Source organism: Flavobacterium algoris, assembly GCF_048158525.1.
Classification (GTDB): domain Bacteria; phylum Bacteroidota; class Bacteroidia; order Flavobacteriales; family Flavobacteriaceae; genus Flavobacterium; species Flavobacterium algoris.
Window position 1 is genome coordinate 147,125 of record NZ_JBLNKT010000003.1, and the last position, 18,184, is coordinate 165,308.

An 18,184-nucleotide genomic window follows, 5' to 3' on the forward strand; every position below is an offset into this window, starting at 1 on the left:
TAGTAATTTAGATTGTATCCTTTTAAAAAAGTATTTCAAAAAAAAACGGGAATAAATCCCGTTTTAATAATTGTCCTTTAATTCCCTTTTAAAATTTAAAGTTTAATCCCGCTGTAAATGTGGTTCCGCTAAAACCAAACTGGTTTACTTCCCATGCGTATTTAAAACGACCTCCTAAGTCAGTAACAACATCTCCTTTTGTATCTAGTTTGTCTGGATAAACATTTAATAGATTGTTTACCATTACATTGGCTGATATCGTGTTGGTAAATTTATAAGAAAGGCCTAAATCTGTAATAACTTTTCCTTTAAAAGTTTGATCTTTTGACACATCAGTAGCATGTTGCCAAGAAACTTTTCCAAAATAATTATTATTAAAAATGACACTCATTTTATTAATATCATAATTGATCCCTAACAATACTTTCGTATTGGGTCTGGAATTCAGTATTCTGCCTTGTTCTTTACGATTAAAAATATCATACCCATTTGCTTTTAAAATAGCTGGTGTAGCAATTTGCCCATCGATTTTAGTTTTAGAAATATTAGAGGCCAAACTAAATCCTAGTTTGCCATTTCCTAATGCTACATTTTTATAATTCATCACAATATCAACTCCGTTAGTTACAGTATTAACAGCATTGATGAAAAATTTCATACTTGTAATATCATTGCTGATTAACACTTCTTCAACCGGGTTTGTTGTTGTATTATCTCCATCAAAGCCAACCTCTCCAGAAAAAAGAACACGATCTTTTACTTTGATATGATAGAAATCAATTGAAGTCGAAAAATTTGCTCCTGATCTAAAAGTAAATCCAGTTGATAAATTTTGAGATTTCTCTGCATGTAATTGAGGAACTCCCAATCCTATAACCGCTGGATCAATATTGTTAAAAGTTCCTTGATTAGAAACTGTACCTCCAGAAACCAGAGTTTGTATATTACTCAAATAAATCTGATGCAATGCTGGAGCTCTAAATCCTGTGCTGTAAGAAGCTCTTACGGCAATATCATTTCCTATTTTGTAACGAGAATTCACTTTCCAAGAAAAATTATTCCCAAAATCAGAATAATTTTCATAACGCAAAGAACCGCCTATTAAAAAAGTTTCAGTCACGTCATAATCTAAAGTAGTATAAACACCTACATTATTACGATCTTTTTTTAATGCATTCGCCGGTTGCAATCCAGGAAAAGACTGTGCGCCTCCACCAACATACGACTCCTCTTGACCTGCTCTCGCTTCATATTGCTCTTTTCTCAATTCTGTACCAAAACCAAGTGTCACTTTGTCAAAAGTTCTAGAAAAATCGGCATTTCCTACAAACTGACTAAAGGTATATCCTCCAGATTTAAATTCAGTTGGACTATTAGCCCCTAAAGAAACATTTAATGTGTTTTTTACGGTATAATCAACCTTATTAGAACCCAATGTCAAACTGAAATCCGAATTAAAACCAAACAAAGTAGACCTCAACCCAATACTTCCCAGATTATCAAGCACATCTGTATTGAATGTAGGCTGAAAACCATTATAAGGAGTTCCTGCCTCATGTAATAAATTGTTAGGGTCCGAAACCCAATAAGGAGCTCTGTAAAGTGCAAAGCTGGTTCCTTTTCTTATATTGATATCTCCAAAAGCATAAAGCGTTGTTTTGTCTGAAAGAGGATATTCGGCATTGACAACCAAAGCACCCATTTTAGAATCAGGCTGTCCGATAGTCATTCCTAAGTCAGGATTATTTTTTAGCCAGTCTCCCCATTGAGGGTCGTTTGCAGCAATACCAAACAAATCATCTTTTCCTGGTTTTCCTGCTCTATTGGTTTTATTTTGATCCAAATAAGAAAGGTTGAAATTCACAAACCCTTTATCGGCAAATTTAAATCCCGAGTTTAGATCCGCTCCAAAATTAAAACCATCTCCTTTTGACGTTATTCCTGATGTAAGACTTACTTCAGTAAAGTTGGTTTGCTTTTTAAGGATAATATTTACTACCCCGGCAATAGCATCAGAACCGTATTGAGAAGATGCTCCATCACGCAAAACTTCCACTCTTTCGATTGCAGAAAACGGAATACTTTTCATATCTGTTCCTACTTCACCTTTCCCTGGAGTATCGTTTATATACACTAATGCACTTTGATTTTTTCTTTTCCCATTCACTAAAACTAAAGTACGACTGGGCCCTAAACCACGCAAATCTGCTGGGTCAAAATGAGCTGTAGCATCCGAAATAGCTTGATTACTAGAATTGAAAGAAGGAATTTTATAGGCCAACATTTTATCAAAGGTAACCTGACCACTTGATTTAAGATCTTCTGAGTAAATCTTATCGATAGGAACTGCAGACATCAGTACACTGCGCACTTTTGATCTGTTTCCTGTAACTACAACCTCATCCAAACTATTATTAGGCAGCAGCTTAAAAATAATGGGAGCGGTATCATTTGTCACCTCAATATTTTGATTTTGGTATCCCACATATTTGGCAGTTAATGTAACAGGCAATCCTTTTAGATTAATCTCAAAATTTCCATTTCCGTCCGTGGTTACCCCAAAGGATGTCTCTTTAACTATAACATTAGAATAAGGCAAAGCTTGCCCATTCTCGTCCGTCACAATCCCTTTGATTATTTGGGCATTCATAACTGTAGGTACTATTAACATAAATAATACACCTAAAACAAAACGGTTAAATCTCATAAATAGTTTTTTAATAATTTCACATCCTTAATACAGCAAACGTATGCATTATTGTTAAAATAATATTAAAAAAATTATATTTTTATTAAAAAAATTATGAACAATACATTTTTAATAAAAAGTCATACAAAAAATATTTTTATAAATTTAATCGCCAAATATTATTTCTGGTAATTGCCAAGTTTATACAAACTGATGAATATACGTTAAATTAAGGGTCACGTTTTTTCGTTTTCTAGAGCTATTTCCCGTTATTCACTATAACTTTTTTTTCTAAAAAAACAAATGGTTGCCTCTGCAAACGAAGTTCATTAAACACCAATTAAAATAAAAGTGAAGTAATCGGGGCTAGGGAATCTGATTCCTAAATTCCATTTGTTTCAATTCGATTAGTTTAGGAATTACAACACCAATAATTCGTAATAAACAAACTACATTAGCGGAACGATAAAAATATTATTTGTAGCGTAAAGCATCCCGATTTTGGGTGTATATGCGCTAGTTTGTAGCGTGTATACACAAGTTAGCCATCATTATGAGCAACCAACAAGAAACGAAAGACTCTATTTTGAAACTAAAAAGACAAGCAAAAGAAGTTAGAAAATTAATTCTATCACTCGATAGTCTTATAGATATTACAGAATTACCAATCAGACTTAATGTTGAGATTCTGACAGACCACAAAAATCTTAATTATGTTTGGGAAGAAGTCGGAGTAATTGCTATGAATAAAGTTTAATCGGTTTTTAGATTCTTGATGTAATTAGATAATTTATTAGATATTTCTTTTTGTTTTTTAGTACATTCCCAATCAAAACTAACAGGTAATCCTGTGTTATCAATTAAAGCTACAGTAGTATTTTGATATTTGAACCTAAAGTCTTCAACTTGTTCTTGAAAATTTTGATAAAGTAAGTCTTTGATGTTTTCATCATTTTTGTTTTCCTCGTAAAAACTATCTATTTGATTGGTAATAATATCACTTTCTTTTTGGACAACATTAAGGTAGTCATTACAGTTATATGTTTGCATTTTTATTTATTATTAAAGGTTAAAATAAGTTCTTTGAAATTTTTGAGAAAAAGTATTGTTTATTAGTCTGTTGTATTTATATTTGCACTATCGTAAAAGATAAAGATTATGAGAAGTCGCTGTCGTCGAAAACTAACGACCTCTCAAGTTGAACAAATACGACTAACGACTTTCGTTAGAAGAATCTAATTAAAAACTGTCTAACATCCGCAGTTTTTAATCTTCTTATCTAAGTGCTTTAAGTACTTCTTGTAACACTTGTAGATAAGGTAAACGGCTAAATAGATATAATGTTCTGTAAACTCCATTAGTTTAATTAGTGGTTTAAGGGTTAACACGGACAGAAACTAACGTCTGCCTCGGCAAAAAAGAGTGCTTCGCAAAAAAGCAACAAAAATCTTTAGCTACTCGAAATAGCTAATAAAAGGCAATAAAAAAAACGACTTCTAATTGCTACAGAAGAGTCGTGTGCGCTAAAAAATTACTACATCAATTACTTTTTCTCAAATTTTTCATTTTAGAGTACAAACTTACAAATTTTAATCAGTTTAACCAAAAACCAAACAGTTAATTGTTTGTTAAAAACTTGCGTAAGAAGTTGAAACTGGTTTATAAGAAAATAACTACGGATAACAGCGGTTTTGAGAGATTTAGGCATTGAGCTTAATCAAAAAACTGTCTTGTACTTGCCGAGAAGTAGATAAAACAGAAAATTGGGAAGGCTTTCCCCAAACCTCGCAAAGCCGCGGAACGTTAGTCTTCGATAGAGCAAATTTGCAATCCGTGCCCGCTAACACAAGTGACAATAACTAGAATACAAATTAAAAATGAAAGATTCACACATACTAGCCAGCACCACAAATTTTTTGGAAACCCTGGCAATAAATAACAATCGAGAATGGTTTGCTGAAAATAAGGAGAGGTATATTTCGGCACAAAATAATATTATTGCCTTTATAGACCGACTCATAATTCTAATGAATACCCATGACGCCATTGAAAATGAATCTGGTAAAAAAAGCCTTTTTCGTATTTATAATGATGTCCGATTTAGTAAAGACAAATCTCCTTACAAACCTCGATTTGCATTTAGTTTACAACGAGCTACTAAGTTAAAAAGAGGTGGCTATTATTTGAATATACAGCCCGGCAATAATTATTTAGCTTGTGGTTTTTTCTCCCCCAATCCCGATGACCTGAAAAGAATTAGAAAGGATATTGAGCTGAACTATAAAGATTGGCGCAAAATTTTAAACTCAAAACCAATCAAAGCTAATTTTGTGGAGTTGACAGGCAGCACAGTTCCCACTTTTCCAAAAGGTTTTCCTAAAGACCATGAAGCCATCGATTTAATTCGCCATAAACAATTTATCTTGAGACATGATTTTACAGATCAAGAAGTAATTGATCCGAAATTTGTTTATAATGTAAACGAAATTTTCAAATCCGTACGCCCCTTTTTTGACCACTTGAGTTTAGTCCTTACGACTGATTTAAATGGAGAAATTAAAATTTAAAACCGATAAAAATGGACATTGAAGACATAAGAATTATTTGCCTGCAAATGCCTGGAGTATTGGAAGATATTAAATAGGAACATGATCTTGCATTCACCATTGGCGGGAAAATGTTTTGCGTGGTAGGATTAGATCAATCACCAACCACCGCTTCATTTAAAGTAAAAGACCAGGAATTCGAAGAAATTAGCAATTGGCTTAGTTTTAAACCTGCTCCCTATGTAGTTAGGTACAAATGGGTTTTAATTGAAGATATCAATAAAATGAAAAAATTTGATTGGAAGAAATATATCAAACAGTCCTATAATCTGGTAAAAGATAAACTTCCCGCAAAATTGAGAAAGCAATTGAACTTGGAATAATTTATTTTACAAATCTAAAGGCTAACGCGAACGTCCCGCTCGTGACCAAATTCACAACATTAATTTTTTTATTTACCCTATTTTAATTAGAAATACTAATCCAAAGTCAATATGGCTGAATAACTCCAAACAAACAACAAATGAAGAATTTAGATTTAAAAGAAATAAAGGAAAGAGCGTTAAAAATCAGACAACAATACCATCAACTGGAAAAAACCCACCACGGCAGTGAATGGACGGTAGAAGAAGATGCTTTGGCTTTTCTTACTGATGCGGGATTAATAGGACGTTACACAATGTCACAACAAGGACGCTGGCCAAAAGGAAATACAAACCCTGAACTACAGCATAAATTAGGTGAATGTATATGGTGGCTCACAGTACTTGCAGACCGAATGGATATAGACATTAATGAATCAGTAGAAGCTTTTTTGACGAAAACTGAAAATTTATTAACCTGAGTTCGATTATTTATTAATATTTAATTTTCATTTATTGGTCTCAAAAATAGTTAAAACTATGCACTTTAGTGCATTTCCCTTTCAGGTCCTAAAAATATTCACCGCTAATTCGCTAATTATTTTTCGTTTTGCAATCCTTTAATTTGCGAATTTGCGGTTAATTTTACTTTCCAACCTTGTAGTATTGTAAACTACAATGCAAATCAGTACTTTAACAATCGAACTCAGGTTATTAGAATAAAAGCAGCACATAACTGCTCTAAAAATTGAAATCGCTACAAAATAAAAAAACTCATTTAAGTTCGATAGTGAATTTGTAATTTGTGCTATCGAACTTTGTTTTTACTCTCTTAAATTATTATTCCAGAAAAATAAAAAACACCTCGAAAATTACTTTTTAGAAAAACTATTGCCAGTTGAAAAAATAGATCTACATTTACTGACTGATTAATCAGTAATAAGTCTGTATTTATTTCAATTTCTTTAATTCTCTTATTCGCAATGAGTGTATTATCCTATTTAAAACAAGTAAAATTTGGTAAACTGCCAACAGGCAAAAGATTGGAAAGAATTAAACAATCTCCGAATTATAAAAACGGTACTTTTCAAAACCAAAGCATCACGCCTGACCTGACGGAAGGAGCAAGCTATTATACCGTTGGTAAAGAGTTCTTTTTTGGGCAGCATAAAAATGTCTCACCAGTAGACGAAATTCCATCTACAAAAACAGACCTTTTGAATGTAGACCTTAACGAAAATTTTTTGGTTTGGTTCGGGCATTCCTCTTACTACATTCAAATTGATGGAAAACGAATTTTAGTTGATCCTGTTTTAAGCGGTGTTGCTTCTCCATTTTCATTTTCAACAAAAGCTTTCAAAGGAACTGATCGTTATACAACGGATGATATTCCCGAAATTGATTACCTTTTTATTTCGCACGACCATTGGGATCATTTGGATTATAAAACCATTTTAAAACTAAAACCTAAAATCAAAAAAATAATCTGCGGACTTGGCACCGGCGAACACTTTGAATATTGGGGTTTTGACACCACTAAAATCATTGAAAAAGACTGGAACGAGAAAATAGTTTTGGACGAACGTTTTACGGCACATACGGTTCCTTCAAGACATTTTTCAGGTCGTGGACTAACTAGAAATAAAGCACTTTGGACCTCCTATGTTTTACAAACACCAACCATGCAAATTTTTCTTGGCGGCGACAGTGGGTACGACAAGCATTTTGCCGAAATCGGAAAAACGTTTGGAGCTTTTGATTTAGCCATTTTAGAAAACGGTCAGTATGACAAGAGTTGGAAATACATTCACCTGATGCCAAATGAAATTTTGCAAGCAGCAAAAGACTTAAACGCGAAACGAATTTTTCCCGTCCATTCTTCAAAATTTGCGCTCGGGAATCATCCTTGGTACGAACCTCTGGAATTGATTATAGAAAATAACAAACAAGAAAACCTAAACCTCATCACACCGATGATTGGTGAACAGGTAAATTTAAATGATACCACACAGCAATTTTCACAATGGTGGAAAGGTGTAAAATAAGGCCTTAAATTGGTAGTTAATATTGCGATTTACCCTTGGTAAAAATAAAATCTGAATAGTGGACAAGAGAGAAAAATTACTGGCGGCGGCGCTCAAACTATTTGTTGAGTTTGGCTTTCACGATACACCAACAAGTAAAATTGCAAAGGAAGCAGGTATTGCCAGCGGCACCTTATTTTACTTTTTTCCAACAAAAGACGAATTAGTCAAGGCCTTGTATATTGACCTTAAAAGCCGTCTGAATGAGTACATTTCGGAAGTAATTAAAGACGAAAAATCGTTGCAGGGAATCTTGAAAGTACATTATTCTACTACACTTCATTGGGCATTAAAGCACAAGACGGAGTTCCGTTTCATAGAACAATTCAACTCTTCGCCTTATTTAAAACAAATCGCAGAAGAAGAAATTCAGAAATATATTAAACCAATTATGGCGCTTTTAGAAAAAGGAGTCAAAGACAAAATCATAAAGCCGATAGATGTTAACCTCATTTTCTCACTAATCTGTGGGCACACTTTCAGCGTCAATCAATATTTAGTGGCAAACGAATTTTCAAAATCCAAACAAGACATGGTTATTAATGACACTTTTGACTTGCTTTGGGATATGATAACATAAAACAAGCAAATGAATCTAAAGCAACATTATACTGCGCTATACAACGAATCTATTGAAAAGATTGTGACGGACAGGTATCAAATTGACAATCAAATCGATTCGCTTTCAGACAATAGATTTGGTATTACTTTATTAATTCGACCTGACAGTCAAACCAAAAAAAACATTCAGACCTTTTTAGACGAACTGAAGCAAATCGATCCGGGGCAATATTACTATCCAAGTTCGGATATTCATATCACCGTACTATCTATTATTTCTTGTTATGATGGTTTTAATTTGGAAACAATTTCGATTCCCGATTATGTGGCAATTATCGAAAAAAGTCTTGTTGGAATACCGGATATTACAATTAATTTTCAAGGCATTACTGCATCTTCTTCGGCTATAATGCTTCAGGGTTTTACCAATTCTAATTCTCTGGATGATTTGAGAAACAACTTAAGAACAAATTTCACGAATTCAGGATTAGAGGAAAGTATTGACAAGCGCTATTCCATTAATACAGTTCATGCAACTGTAGCTCGATTTCGAAAAGAAATTAGCAATAAAGAAAAGTTAATTGAAATTTTAGAAAAGTATCGGAATTTTGATTTCGGAAAATTCAAAGTTAAAAAATACCACTTGGTTTATAACGATTGGTACCAACGAAAACAATTTGTCAAAGAATTGCACGAATTTCAGTCGGGATTATCATAAAAAAGCCTTAAAAAGAAAGGTCTATCGTTATAACTTTCCTTTTTATTAGTATTTTCGATTTTCTAAATCTATATGCTTTCACTAAAATTTAATCCAGAAAGTATCCTAAAATAACATAAAATGACTTCATTTATAAAAGAATTATCTTTCCGTTGGTCTGATCTTGACCCTAATTTTCATGTTCGACATAGCGCTTATTATGACTTTGGAGCACAACACCGTATCGAAATTCTGGAAAGCCTTGGATTAACGATGAAGGTGATGCAAACACAAAGTTTTGGTCCTATTCTTTTTAGGGAAGAATGTGTTTTTAGAAAAGAAATAAAAATTTCGGACAAAATTTTTATGCACACCAAAACCTCTAAAATGAAAGCCGATGCTTCGCGCTGGTCTATTGTACATGAGTTTTTGAATGAAGACAACAAAGTTTGTGCAACCATAACTGTTGATGGTGCTTGGATGGATACCAAACTTCGCAAATTAGCTTCTCCAACTCCTGAAATTGCAATTGAAGCCCTGAGTATTTTCCCAAAAAGTGATGATTTTGTAAGTCTTTAAAAGGAATTTAAATAGATAAACCCAAATTCCTCATTTTGGATACAACTATAAGAGATTGGGTTAGTTTTCAATTTAGTATCGTACTGACATTTGCATTGTTAATTTAAATCCACAATTAAATAAAAAAGTATGAATACTAATAAAAAAATCGAACTGGGAAGTCAAGGACTTTTTGTTCCAAAAGTAGGATTGGGTTGTATGGGAATGACCCAAATTGCAGGAATGGATATTTATGGAAGAGCGGATGAAGCCGAATCTATTACTACTATTCACCGTTCATTGGAACTTGGATACAACTTCCTGGATACGGCCGATTTATACGGCCCTTTACTAAATGAAAGGCTTGTCGCCAAAGCCATTAAAGGAAACAGAAATCAATATACCATTGCCACAAAATTTGGCTATGAAATTGATGACAAGGAACAACTGACTTGGCAATTCAACGGTACAAAAGATTATGTAAAAAAAGCCGTGGAGCGTTCGCTTAAAAACTTGGGAACTGATTATATTGACTTGTATTACTTGCATCGTTTAGACCCAAACACGCCAATTGAAGAAACTGTTGCAGCAATGGCCGAATTGGTAAAAGAAGGAAAAATTGGCCACATCGGACTTTCGGAAGTTTCATCGGAGACCATAAAAAAAGCCCATACTATTCATCCTTTGACTGCGGTACAAACAGAATATTCTTTGTTTGAGCGTGGCGTAGAAGAAACGGGGATTTTAAAAACACTTCAAGATCTTGGAATCGGATTTGTGGCTTACTCTCCATTAGGTCGAGGATTTATTTCTGGAGACATCAAAAGCCCTGATGATTTTCCTGATACTGATTTTAGAAAAAGTTTACCCCGTTTTCAAGGCGAACAATTTTACAAAAATATTGCCTTGGTAAATGAAATAAAAACATTGGCTACCGAAAAAGAAATAACACCTTCACAATTAGCCATTGCTTGGATTGTTTCAAAAGGTATTTTTCCAATTCCGGGAACAAAACGCGTGAAATATGTTGAAGAAAATAATGCTGCCGCCGAAATTAAATTAAGCGTTGAAGACCTAAACCGTTTAGAAACTATTATCCCTTTAGGAACCATCACAGGCGCTCGTTATGATGCTGCCAATATGGGAGCCATCGATCAATAAAACAATAGTATTCAGTAAGTAAAAGCTATCGTTACTATTCGCTTTTCCTACTGAATTTATAATTTCGAACCATGAAAAAAGAGACTAATTCTCCGTATATCATCAATTCCATATCTGAGTTGCATCGTTTATTGGAATTGCCTAAACCAAAACATCCGTTGGTTAGTGTCATTAATCTGAATGAAATAAAATGTCATTTTGATGAAAGCATAAAAAGTTTCGTTTATAATTTTTATTCGGTTTGTACCAAAAAGGATTTTAAAGGTAAATTGAAATATGGGCAAAACTATTATGATTTTGACGAAGGTATAATGACTTTTTTTTCACCGGGTCAGGTAATATCGACTGTCGTTGATGAAGATATAGCCCTTTCAGGGATTTGGTTAGTCATTCATCCTGATTTTATCCAAAATTATGCCTTGGCAAAAAACATCAAAGACTATGGATTTTTCTCCTATGCTGTAAATGAAGCGTTACACCTTTCGGATAAAGAAGAAGCAATGATTACGGACATTATGCAAAATATTGATACCGAATATTGCTCTATAATAGACGGTTTTAGTCAGGATGTTATACTTTCTCACATTGAATTATTACTCAATTATTCCAATCGATTCTATAACCGACAGTTTATTACCCGAAAAAATGCCAGTAATGATTTGTTGAGTAATCTGGAAAAACTGCTTTTGGATTATTTTAACGGTAACAAAGTTCAGGAATTTGGTCTTCCAACCGTTCTATACATCTCAGAGCAATTGAATGTCTCGCCAAATTATTTGAGTGATATGCTCCGATCACTCACCGGACAAAGTACGCAACAGCACATTCACGATAAGTTAATTGAAAAAGCCAAAGAAATTTTGACCACAACTTCTTTATCCGTTAGTGAAATTGCGTACCAATTGGGTTTTGAATACCCACAATCTTTTAGCAAATTATTCAAAAGTAAAACCAATTTTTCGCCTTTAGAATTTAAAAATTCGTTCAATTAAACATAAAAAAATGAAATTATTTCCATTAAAGAAAAGCATTTTAAGCCTGATTATTTTAAGTATTCTATCGTGTTCCTCCGTGAAAACAGCTACCGTTAATGGGAAAGTTTCGGCGATTCAAAAAGGGAAAGATGGCTACACTGCGACCATTGAAAACACAAAAGGACGCATTTATTTTGGAACAATTAGCATTCCCAATTTAAGCAACCCTCAATTGTTCAAACAAGCGGAAATTGGAGATACAATAACGGTGAAAGGAGAAGTTTGGAAAATGGAAAAAGAAAAACAAATTACTGTCAGAGAAATCTTGGAACTGAAACAGAAGAACAGTGCCGAAGCTAAAATCACCGGAATAGTACAATCTGTCGAAAAAGGAAAAGATGGCTATACTGCCAAAATAAAAACAACTGAGGGATCAATTTATTTTGCCGTAATTAGCATTCCTAACCTTGGAAGTACAAACAAATACCGTCAATTTGAAATGGGAGAAAACGTCACTCTGTTTGGAGAAATCTGGAAAATGGGAGACGACAACCGAATCACAGTTAGAAAAATTTTAGATTAAACTTCTTAAATAAACATTTAAGCGACAAAATTTCATTCATAAGAAATCGCTTTGGTATCAAGTTCAGAATTAAAAGGCTTAAAACCAGCTGTAGTAGTGGGATTGCATTCAATTTTCATGAATGTACAAGTAACATTCCCAAAGTAACTGGCTACAGCCACTTCTGAAGCATCTTTCCCATTCGCTATTTTTACTAATCCATTAGCAACCGCTAATTTAGTGGGATCAAAAAACAGCCATTGTCCACCAATATACGCTTCAAAATAAGCATGAAAATCTGGCGGATTAATATTATGGGCATATCCGGTAAAATAACGTGCCGGTATATCTAAAGCTCTGCACAGCGCAATCCCTAAATGGGCAAAATCTTTACAAACACCCACTTTTTCAAGCAACGTATCGCAGGCTGAAGTACTGGAATTGGTAACCCCTGATTTGTATTCGACGGTATTGAAAATCCATTCCTTTATGGCATTTGCTTTAGTGTATTCATTGGGCAAATATCCAAATTCATTCGTGGCAAATTCTGATAATTTATCCGACTCACAATGCCTGCTTGGAGAAATAAAGGGCAATACTTCGTTATCCAGATTTATAATTGGTGTTGATTTTAAAAGGACTTTTTCATCATAAATCGTATAGCGAACATCAATTTCTGTTTGGTAGATTATTGTAAAAAAAACGCCTTGCTTTACCTCCATTTTTACAAAGCGAGTACCTAAATTTTTCAAAGTAAATTCCTCAAACTTTATAGCGGGAGTGACAATAATGGATTCCGAATAATTATTTGGCTCGCTGATTTAGCTACCTGTATATTAAAAATAAAAGTAGTTGGAGCAAAGACTTCCTATGATAATTCACTGTATACTTTAAATTTCATATTCTAAATGTACCAATTTACAACTGGCACTAAATACGATTGTTTGGTTTATTCTCCACTGCTATTCGCTTTTATCAGATTCTTAAATCGGATGGAATCTATTTTTGAAATTCCAAAAAAGTGATACTTTTTTTGTACTTTTATAAACACAACAAGAATTACGATCTGTTTTTAAAAAAGGATTCTAAATCGACAAACAAAAATAAAAAAAGATGAAAACATTGGGACTTATTGGTGGGATTAGCTGGGTTTCTACCGCTGATTATTATAAACTTATTAATGAAGGAGTAAACGAGAAACTGGGAGGCATCAATTTTGCCAAATGCGTAATCCATTCTTTCAATTATGCCGATATTATAAGAAATAATAACAACAATGATTGGGAATCAACATTTATAATGCTCTCAGAAGCCTGTGAAAACCTGCAACAAAGTGGTGCGGAAGCTATTGTTTTATGCGCTAATACAATGCATCTTTTAGCCGATAGAATTGAGGAAAAAATGTCGATACCCGTAATTCATATTGCAACTGAAACTACTAAAGAAATAAAAAAACTGAATCTATCTAAAGTGGGGCTTTTAGGAACTAAATTCACAATGGAGTTAGATTTTTTTACCTCAAAACTCAGTAATGAAAATATTGAAACTTGCATCCCGGAGTCGGAAGACAGAGATTTTATTCAAGATACCATTTACCATGAACTGGGAAAAGGAATCATTAGCCCCAAAACAAAACAGCGTTACATCAGTATCATCAATAAATTAATAGAAAATGGTGCGGAAGGAATTATTCTGGGTTGCACTGAAATTCCATTATTAATTCAACAAGAGGATGTTACCGTTCCTATTTTTGACACCGCTATAATTCATTCGGCAGCTGCAGTGGAATTTGCTTTAAGCTAAAAATATATCGCTATAATTCTCAATTATTTTTAATTAAACCAGAATTAAATATACACCAAAAATAAAATATGAAAGCAACAAAATTACTATTCCTAGCGGTTATCGCCTTAGCCATTACCAGCTTTAAAACAATAACTTCTGACTCTAAAACCATGGCACCATCTAGGGAATTCTACCAGCTCAAAACGTACATTTTGAATACAGAGCAGCAAGTACAAACGACTGACAAATTTTTGAAAGAAGCCTATTTACCAGGATTGAAAAAACTGGGAATTAAAAATATTGGGGTTTTCAAACCAAAACCAAATGCAACTGATACGTTAAAAAAGATTATAGTGTTAATTCCATTTTCATCCCTGTCACAATTTCTGGGATTAGAAGAAAAACTGGCCAAAGACAAAACGTATTTGGCTGCCGGAGCTGATTATTTGAATGCTACTTATAAGCAAGCACCTTATGTGCGTATCGAATCTGTTTTATTGAAAGCATTTGCTGATCATCCCATGATGACAACTCCTGTTTTGAGTAGTCCAAGGGCAAATAGAGTATATGAATTAAGAAGTTATGAATCAGCAACCGAAGCAATTTATAGAAATAAAGTGGATATGTTTAATGCCGGTGGAGAAGTAAAACTCTTTGACCGACTTGCATTTAATCCTGTTTTTTATGGCGAAGTGATTTCGGGTGCCAAAATGCCAAACTTGATGTACATGACTACTTTTGCAGATCAGGAAAGTCGAGACGCACACTGGAAAGCCTTTGTAGATTCGCCGGAATGGAAAGGATTAATCGCTATGGAAAAATACAAAAACAATATTTCTCACATAGATATTACTTTTTTATACCCAACGGAATATTCTGATTACTAACCTCTTGATTTAGTAAGTCAAACTTTAAAACAAGTCACAAAAACTACTATTGTTATTTACTCATAACGCAAGGCTTCGATAGGATTTAATCTCGATGCTTTTAGGGCTGGATAATAACCAAAAAATACTCCTGTGACAAAACAAACTAAAAAAGAAAGCAACACCGAAGATTGCGTGATCAAGGTGGGCCAATTCATAAAGTAAGTAACTAGTTTGGTAGCACTAATTCCCAGAATAACCCCAATTAATCCCCCGGTTATACTGATCATAATGGCTTCAATCAAAAACTGCATAAGAATATCGATTCCTCTTGCGCCAAGGGACATTCGCAACCCAATTTCTTTGGTACGTTCCGTTACCGAAACATACATGATATTCATGATTCCGATACCGCCCACAATTAATGATATCCCCGCAATAACCGTCAGCAATACCGTCAAGGTTCGACTGGTTGATGAAAAAGTACTGATGAGTTCCGCTTGTGTTCTTACCGTAAAATCATCATCCATACCTTTCTGGATTTTGTGACTGATACGCAGCATTTTTTGAATTTCTAAAGACGCTTTATCTGTTGCATTTTCATTAACTGCTGACGCAAAAATAGTCTGATAATACGTAGTAGAAAGTATTCGTTTCTGGACCGTTGTAACTGGGGTAAGGATCACATCATCTTGGTCCTGACCAAAAGTATTCTCCCCTTTCTTACTCAACACTCCAATTATTTTGAAAGGAATTTTTTTGAAACGGATGTTTTTTCCCAACACCTCTTCTCCATCAGGAAAAAGATTATTCAATACGGTTTGTCCTATCAAACAAATTTTGGCAGCCGATTTCAAATCTTGATTGGTAAAAGAAATACCCTCCTGCAAAGGCCAGGCACGAATAAATAGATACTCCGGATATACGCCCTGCAAAGTTGTCGAACTATTATATGGACCATTAATAGCTTGTCCTCTGGAAGATACCATGGGGGAAACCGCGTTGATATATTCGGATTGATTTTGAACTGCTTTTACATCTTGTTCTGAAAGTGATTGTACGCTTGTATTGTCTATCCTAGCTCCTCCTATCACATTGCTGCTTGGTCGTATCGTAATCATATTACTACCCATGCCTTTGATCTGGCTTTGGATACTTTGTTTAGAACCTTCCCCGATAGCAATCATAGCAATAACGGAACCTACACCAATTATAATTCCCAGCATAGTAAGAAAGGAGCGCATCTTATTGCGTTGTATTGCCCTCAAGGCCAAGCGTAAAAGATTGGTTATTTTCATTTTACTTGAATTGGTAATTCACTAATTGGCGGAAGGCTCTGCAAAACTTCTTTTGCAGAGCGAACATTGGCATTGATACTGTCATTTATAATCTGACCATCTCGCAGTGTAATAGTTCGTTTACTGAACGTAGCAATATCCGGTTCATGGGTGATAAAAACAATTGTTTTTCCCTGAACATCATTTAGTTCCTGCATCAATGCCATAATACCGTAAGAATTTCTGGAATCCAGATTCCCGGTGGCTTCATCGGCAAGAATCAATATTGGATCATTTACCAAAGCTCTCGCAATGGCAACCCGTTGTTGCTGACCTCCTGATAATTGACTTGGAAGATAATTAATCCTATCTTTGAGATTAACTGCTTCCAGCGCTTTCGTGGCTTTATCTTTGCGTTCTTTTGATAATATTTTCGGGTTATATAACAGCGGTAATTCAACATTTTCGATTGCTGATGTTCTAGGCAATAAATTATACGATTGAAAAATAAAACCCAGTTTCAAATTGCGAAGTCTTGCCAACTCATTTTTAGAAAATGTACTGATATTAGTTCCATCCAAAAAATAATCCCCAAATGTAGGTTGGTCCAAACAGCCTAATATATTCAATAAGGTCGTTTTACCCGAACCGCTGCTGCCCATTATAGTGACGAACTCGCCAGAATTAATGGTAAAACTGACATTGTTAAGCGCTTTAACAACTTCGCCTCCCATTTTGAATTCCCGAGTCAGATTTTTTATTTTAACAATAATTGAGTTCATTACCCTTTTATTTTATTCGTTAATTTCTGGAACCGCCTAAGCTTCTTCTTCCTGGCATTTGCGGAATAAAAGGACTTTTTTGTGCATTATTTACATTATTGTTTCCCCCATTGGTTATCGCATTTATTATTACGTCGTCCTTTGGCGAAAGCCCTTTTATCACTTTTACAGAAGCATCATCATTCAAACCGATCATTATGCTTTTCTGTTTTAATGTATCTCCTTTTTTTATCCATACATATGCTTTTTGCATGGTTTCATTTAAACTATCCTTTCGAGATTTATTTATTTTGATACCACTTTTGTCGGTTCCGGTAAAACTTCTTTCCTCCTTTATAACAACATATTTAGTGGTCAAAGTGGAATCAGGTTTGAAATTCAATGATCTGGATGGAATTAATAAGGCATTATCGTCTTGTTCTGTACAAATATTGATGCTTGCGGTCATTCCTGGTTTAAGTTTCATTTCGGCATTTTCAACATTGATTAAAGTTTTATAAGTCACCACATTTGCCGATACCGAAGGATGCAGTAAAATTTCTTCAACGGTCCCTTCAAACGTGTCATTAGGGAAAGCATCTACCGTAAAAGTTACTTTTTGTCCCGCTTTGACTCCGCCTATATCAGCTTCATCGACGGCCGCACGAACCTGCATTTTGGTAAGGTCTTTGGCAATTACAAATAATGTAGGAGCGTTGAAACTGGAAGCAATGGTCTGGCCGGCACTCACATTTCTATTGAGTACAACTCCGTCAATAGGGGAATAAATATTGGTATAGTAAAGATTCTTGGTAGTAATATTTAATTGGGCACTGGCACTGGCAACCGAAGCTTTCGCACTATTATATTGATTTTGCGCCAACTGATAATCCGCTTTGCTAATGGCTCCCAAGTTGAACAATTGCTTTTGTCTTTCAAAAGTACTTTCCTGAAAAGTCAGATTGCTTCTGGCGGTCATAAGGTTTGCTTTTGATTGTTCGGTTTGTGCTGTAATGATTGACGGATCAATTTTCGCTAACAACTGCCCTTTCTTAACCACGCTATTAAAATCAACATAAATATTTTTTACCACACCAGAAACTTGTGCACCTACAGAAACAGTATCAACAGGCTGAACAGTTCCTGTTGCTGTAACACTTTTGGCAATTGCCCCATAATGCGCTTTACTGGTTACAAAAATAATTTCCTGTGTGTTTTTCCGCGACATGAAATATACAATGGCAACAACTCCAACAACAATTAAAACGGATAACCATAATATCTTTTTTTTCATCATAGTG

General features: G+C 34.4%; 19 protein-coding genes. 13 read left to right on the forward strand and 6 right to left on the reverse strand.

What is annotated here, in order from left to right; all coding sequences use genetic code 11:
* Positions 1 to 88: 88 nt before the first annotated feature.
* Positions 89 to 2,707, reverse strand: coding sequence for a TonB-dependent receptor (locus tag ACM55I_RS02690; RefSeq protein ID WP_416845232.1), 2,619 nt, complete (start codon positions 2,705 to 2,707; stop codon positions 89 to 91).
* Positions 2,708 to 3,242: 535 nt separating this feature from the next.
* Between ACM55I_RS02690 and ACM55I_RS02695 the strand changes: the two genes are divergently transcribed.
* A complete protein-coding gene (locus ACM55I_RS02695) occupies positions 3,243 to 3,446 on the forward strand; it encodes a hypothetical protein (protein WP_416845233.1) in 204 nt (67 codons plus the stop codon).
* On the opposite strand, the gene ACM55I_RS02700 is transcribed toward ACM55I_RS02695, so the two are convergent.
* On the reverse strand, positions 3,443 to 3,739 hold the full coding sequence (locus ACM55I_RS02700) for a hypothetical protein (RefSeq protein WP_416845234.1): 297 nt from the start codon (positions 3,737 to 3,739) through the stop codon (positions 3,443 to 3,445). The two genes, ACM55I_RS02695 and ACM55I_RS02700, sit on opposite strands and share 4 nt — an antisense overlap.
* An 827-nt stretch (positions 3,740 to 4,566) precedes the next feature.
* Between ACM55I_RS02700 and ACM55I_RS02705 the strand changes: the two genes are divergently transcribed.
* The 10 genes from ACM55I_RS02705 to ACM55I_RS02750 all read left to right on the forward strand — a co-directional run bounded on the left by ACM55I_RS02705 (position 4,567) and on the right by ACM55I_RS02750 (position 12,215).
* Positions 4,567 to 5,256: a DUF2461 domain-containing protein gene (locus ACM55I_RS02705; protein WP_416845235.1), complete on the forward strand. Its 690-nt coding sequence runs from the start codon at positions 4,567 to 4,569 to the stop codon at positions 5,254 to 5,256.
* 98 nt (positions 5,257 to 5,354) lie between these two features.
* Complete coding sequence (locus tag ACM55I_RS02710; RefSeq protein WP_416845284.1) at positions 5,355 to 5,618, forward strand: MmcQ/YjbR family DNA-binding protein; 264 nt, start codon at positions 5,355 to 5,357, stop codon at positions 5,616 to 5,618.
* 140 nt (positions 5,619 to 5,758) lie between these two features.
* Positions 5,759 to 6,079 carry a nucleoside triphosphate pyrophosphohydrolase family protein gene (locus ACM55I_RS02715; RefSeq protein WP_416845236.1) on the forward strand — a complete coding sequence of 107 codons (321 nt, stop codon included), beginning with the start codon at positions 5,759 to 5,761 and terminating at the stop codon, positions 6,077 to 6,079.
* 501 nt (positions 6,080 to 6,580) lie between these two features.
* Entirely contained in the window at positions 6,581 to 7,642 is a 1,062-nt protein-coding gene (locus ACM55I_RS02720) for an MBL fold metallo-hydrolase (RefSeq protein ID WP_416845237.1), read from the forward strand.
* Between the two features lie 58 nt (positions 7,643 to 7,700).
* Positions 7,701 to 8,261, forward strand: a complete 561-nt coding sequence (locus ACM55I_RS02725; RefSeq protein WP_416845238.1) for a TetR/AcrR family transcriptional regulator — start codon at positions 7,701 to 7,703, stop codon at positions 8,259 to 8,261.
* A gap of 9 nt (positions 8,262 to 8,270) precedes the next feature.
* Positions 8,271 to 8,960 carry a 2'-5' RNA ligase family protein gene (locus tag ACM55I_RS02730; RefSeq protein ID WP_416845239.1) on the forward strand — a complete coding sequence of 230 codons (690 nt, stop codon included), beginning with the start codon at positions 8,271 to 8,273 and terminating at the stop codon, positions 8,958 to 8,960.
* A gap of 120 nt (positions 8,961 to 9,080) precedes the next feature.
* Positions 9,081 to 9,518: an acyl-CoA thioesterase gene (locus tag ACM55I_RS02735; RefSeq protein ID WP_416845240.1), complete on the forward strand. Its 438-nt coding sequence runs from the start codon at positions 9,081 to 9,083 to the stop codon at positions 9,516 to 9,518.
* A gap of 129 nt (positions 9,519 to 9,647) precedes the next feature.
* Positions 9,648 to 10,658 carry an aldo/keto reductase gene (locus ACM55I_RS02740; protein ID WP_416845241.1) on the forward strand — a complete coding sequence of 337 codons (1,011 nt, stop codon included), beginning with the start codon at positions 9,648 to 9,650 and terminating at the stop codon, positions 10,656 to 10,658.
* Between the two features lie 71 nt (positions 10,659 to 10,729).
* Complete coding sequence (locus tag ACM55I_RS02745) at positions 10,730 to 11,650, forward strand: helix-turn-helix domain-containing protein (RefSeq protein WP_416845242.1); 921 nt, start codon at positions 10,730 to 10,732, stop codon at positions 11,648 to 11,650.
* Between the two features lie 10 nt (positions 11,651 to 11,660).
* The gene (locus tag ACM55I_RS02750; RefSeq protein ID WP_416845243.1) at positions 11,661 to 12,215 is read left to right on the forward strand and encodes an OB-fold nucleic acid binding domain-containing protein; all 555 of its coding nucleotides are present in this window, start codon (positions 11,661 to 11,663) and stop codon (positions 12,213 to 12,215) included.
* Positions 12,216 to 12,247: 32 nt separating this feature from the next.
* Here the strand turns inward: ACM55I_RS02750 and ACM55I_RS02755 are convergent, their stop codons facing one another.
* On the reverse strand, positions 12,248 to 13,015 hold the full coding sequence (locus tag ACM55I_RS02755) for a transglutaminase-like domain-containing protein (protein ID WP_416845285.1): 768 nt from the start codon (positions 13,013 to 13,015) through the stop codon (positions 12,248 to 12,250).
* Positions 13,016 to 13,307: 292 nt separating this feature from the next.
* On the opposite strand from ACM55I_RS02755, the gene ACM55I_RS02760 reads away from it, so the two are divergent.
* Positions 13,308 to 13,997: an aspartate/glutamate racemase family protein gene (locus ACM55I_RS02760; protein ID WP_416845244.1), complete on the forward strand. Its 690-nt coding sequence runs from the start codon at positions 13,308 to 13,310 to the stop codon at positions 13,995 to 13,997.
* Between the two features lie 68 nt (positions 13,998 to 14,065).
* Positions 14,066 to 14,866: an NIPSNAP family protein gene (locus ACM55I_RS02765; RefSeq protein WP_416845245.1), complete on the forward strand. Its 801-nt coding sequence runs from the start codon at positions 14,066 to 14,068 to the stop codon at positions 14,864 to 14,866.
* A gap of 56 nt (positions 14,867 to 14,922) precedes the next feature.
* Here ACM55I_RS02765 and ACM55I_RS02770 read toward each other — a convergent pair whose 3' ends face one another.
* The 3 genes from ACM55I_RS02770 to ACM55I_RS02780 are packed head-to-tail and all read right to left on the reverse strand — an operon-like array spanning position 14,923 to position 18,177.
* Positions 14,923 to 16,143 (reverse strand): ABC transporter permease, encoded by a 1,221-nt coding sequence (locus ACM55I_RS02770; protein ID WP_416845246.1) that lies wholly within the window; start codon positions 16,141 to 16,143, stop codon positions 14,923 to 14,925.
* Positions 16,140 to 16,904: an ABC transporter ATP-binding protein gene (locus ACM55I_RS02775; RefSeq protein WP_416845247.1), complete on the reverse strand. Its 765-nt coding sequence runs from the start codon at positions 16,902 to 16,904 to the stop codon at positions 16,140 to 16,142. The genes ACM55I_RS02770 and ACM55I_RS02775 overlap by 4 nt, the downstream gene beginning before the upstream one ends.
* Before the next feature lie 19 nt (positions 16,905 to 16,923).
* Positions 16,924 to 18,177: an efflux RND transporter periplasmic adaptor subunit gene (locus tag ACM55I_RS02780; protein ID WP_416845248.1), complete on the reverse strand. Its 1,254-nt coding sequence runs from the start codon at positions 18,175 to 18,177 to the stop codon at positions 16,924 to 16,926.
* Positions 18,178 to 18,184 lie beyond the last annotated feature (7 nt).

Coding starts and splice junctions, on each gene's coding strand:
- ACM55I_RS02690 (WP_416845232.1), bottom strand. CDS start 2,707: ATGAGATTTAACCGTTTTGTTTTAGGTGTATTATTTATGTTAATAGTA.
- ACM55I_RS02695 (WP_416845233.1), top strand. CDS start 3,243: ATGAGCAACCAACAAGAAACGAAAGACTCTATTTTGAAACTAAAAAGA.
- ACM55I_RS02700 (WP_416845234.1), bottom strand. CDS start 3,739: ATGCAAACATATAACTGTAATGACTACCTTAATGTTGTCCAAAAAGAA.
- ACM55I_RS02705 (WP_416845235.1), top strand. CDS start 4,567: ATGAAAGATTCACACATACTAGCCAGCACCACAAATTTTTTGGAAACC.
- ACM55I_RS02715 (WP_416845236.1), top strand. CDS start 5,759: ATGAAGAATTTAGATTTAAAAGAAATAAAGGAAAGAGCGTTAAAAATC.
- ACM55I_RS02720 (WP_416845237.1), top strand. CDS start 6,581: ATGAGTGTATTATCCTATTTAAAACAAGTAAAATTTGGTAAACTGCCA.
- ACM55I_RS02730 (WP_416845239.1), top strand. CDS start 8,271: ATGAATCTAAAGCAACATTATACTGCGCTATACAACGAATCTATTGAA.
- ACM55I_RS02735 (WP_416845240.1), top strand. CDS start 9,081: ATGACTTCATTTATAAAAGAATTATCTTTCCGTTGGTCTGATCTTGAC.
- ACM55I_RS02740 (WP_416845241.1), top strand. CDS start 9,648: ATGAATACTAATAAAAAAATCGAACTGGGAAGTCAAGGACTTTTTGTT.
- ACM55I_RS02745 (WP_416845242.1), top strand. CDS start 10,730: ATGAAAAAAGAGACTAATTCTCCGTATATCATCAATTCCATATCTGAG.
- ACM55I_RS02750 (WP_416845243.1), top strand. CDS start 11,661: ATGAAATTATTTCCATTAAAGAAAAGCATTTTAAGCCTGATTATTTTA.
- ACM55I_RS02760 (WP_416845244.1), top strand. CDS start 13,308: ATGAAAACATTGGGACTTATTGGTGGGATTAGCTGGGTTTCTACCGCT.
- ACM55I_RS02765 (WP_416845245.1), top strand. CDS start 14,066: ATGAAAGCAACAAAATTACTATTCCTAGCGGTTATCGCCTTAGCCATT.
- ACM55I_RS02770 (WP_416845246.1), bottom strand. CDS start 16,143: ATGAAAATAACCAATCTTTTACGCTTGGCCTTGAGGGCAATACAACGC.
- ACM55I_RS02775 (WP_416845247.1), bottom strand. CDS start 16,904: ATGAACTCAATTATTGTTAAAATAAAAAATCTGACTCGGGAATTCAAA.
- ACM55I_RS02780 (WP_416845248.1), bottom strand. CDS start 18,177: ATGAAAAAAAAGATATTATGGTTATCCGTTTTAATTGTTGTTGGAGTT.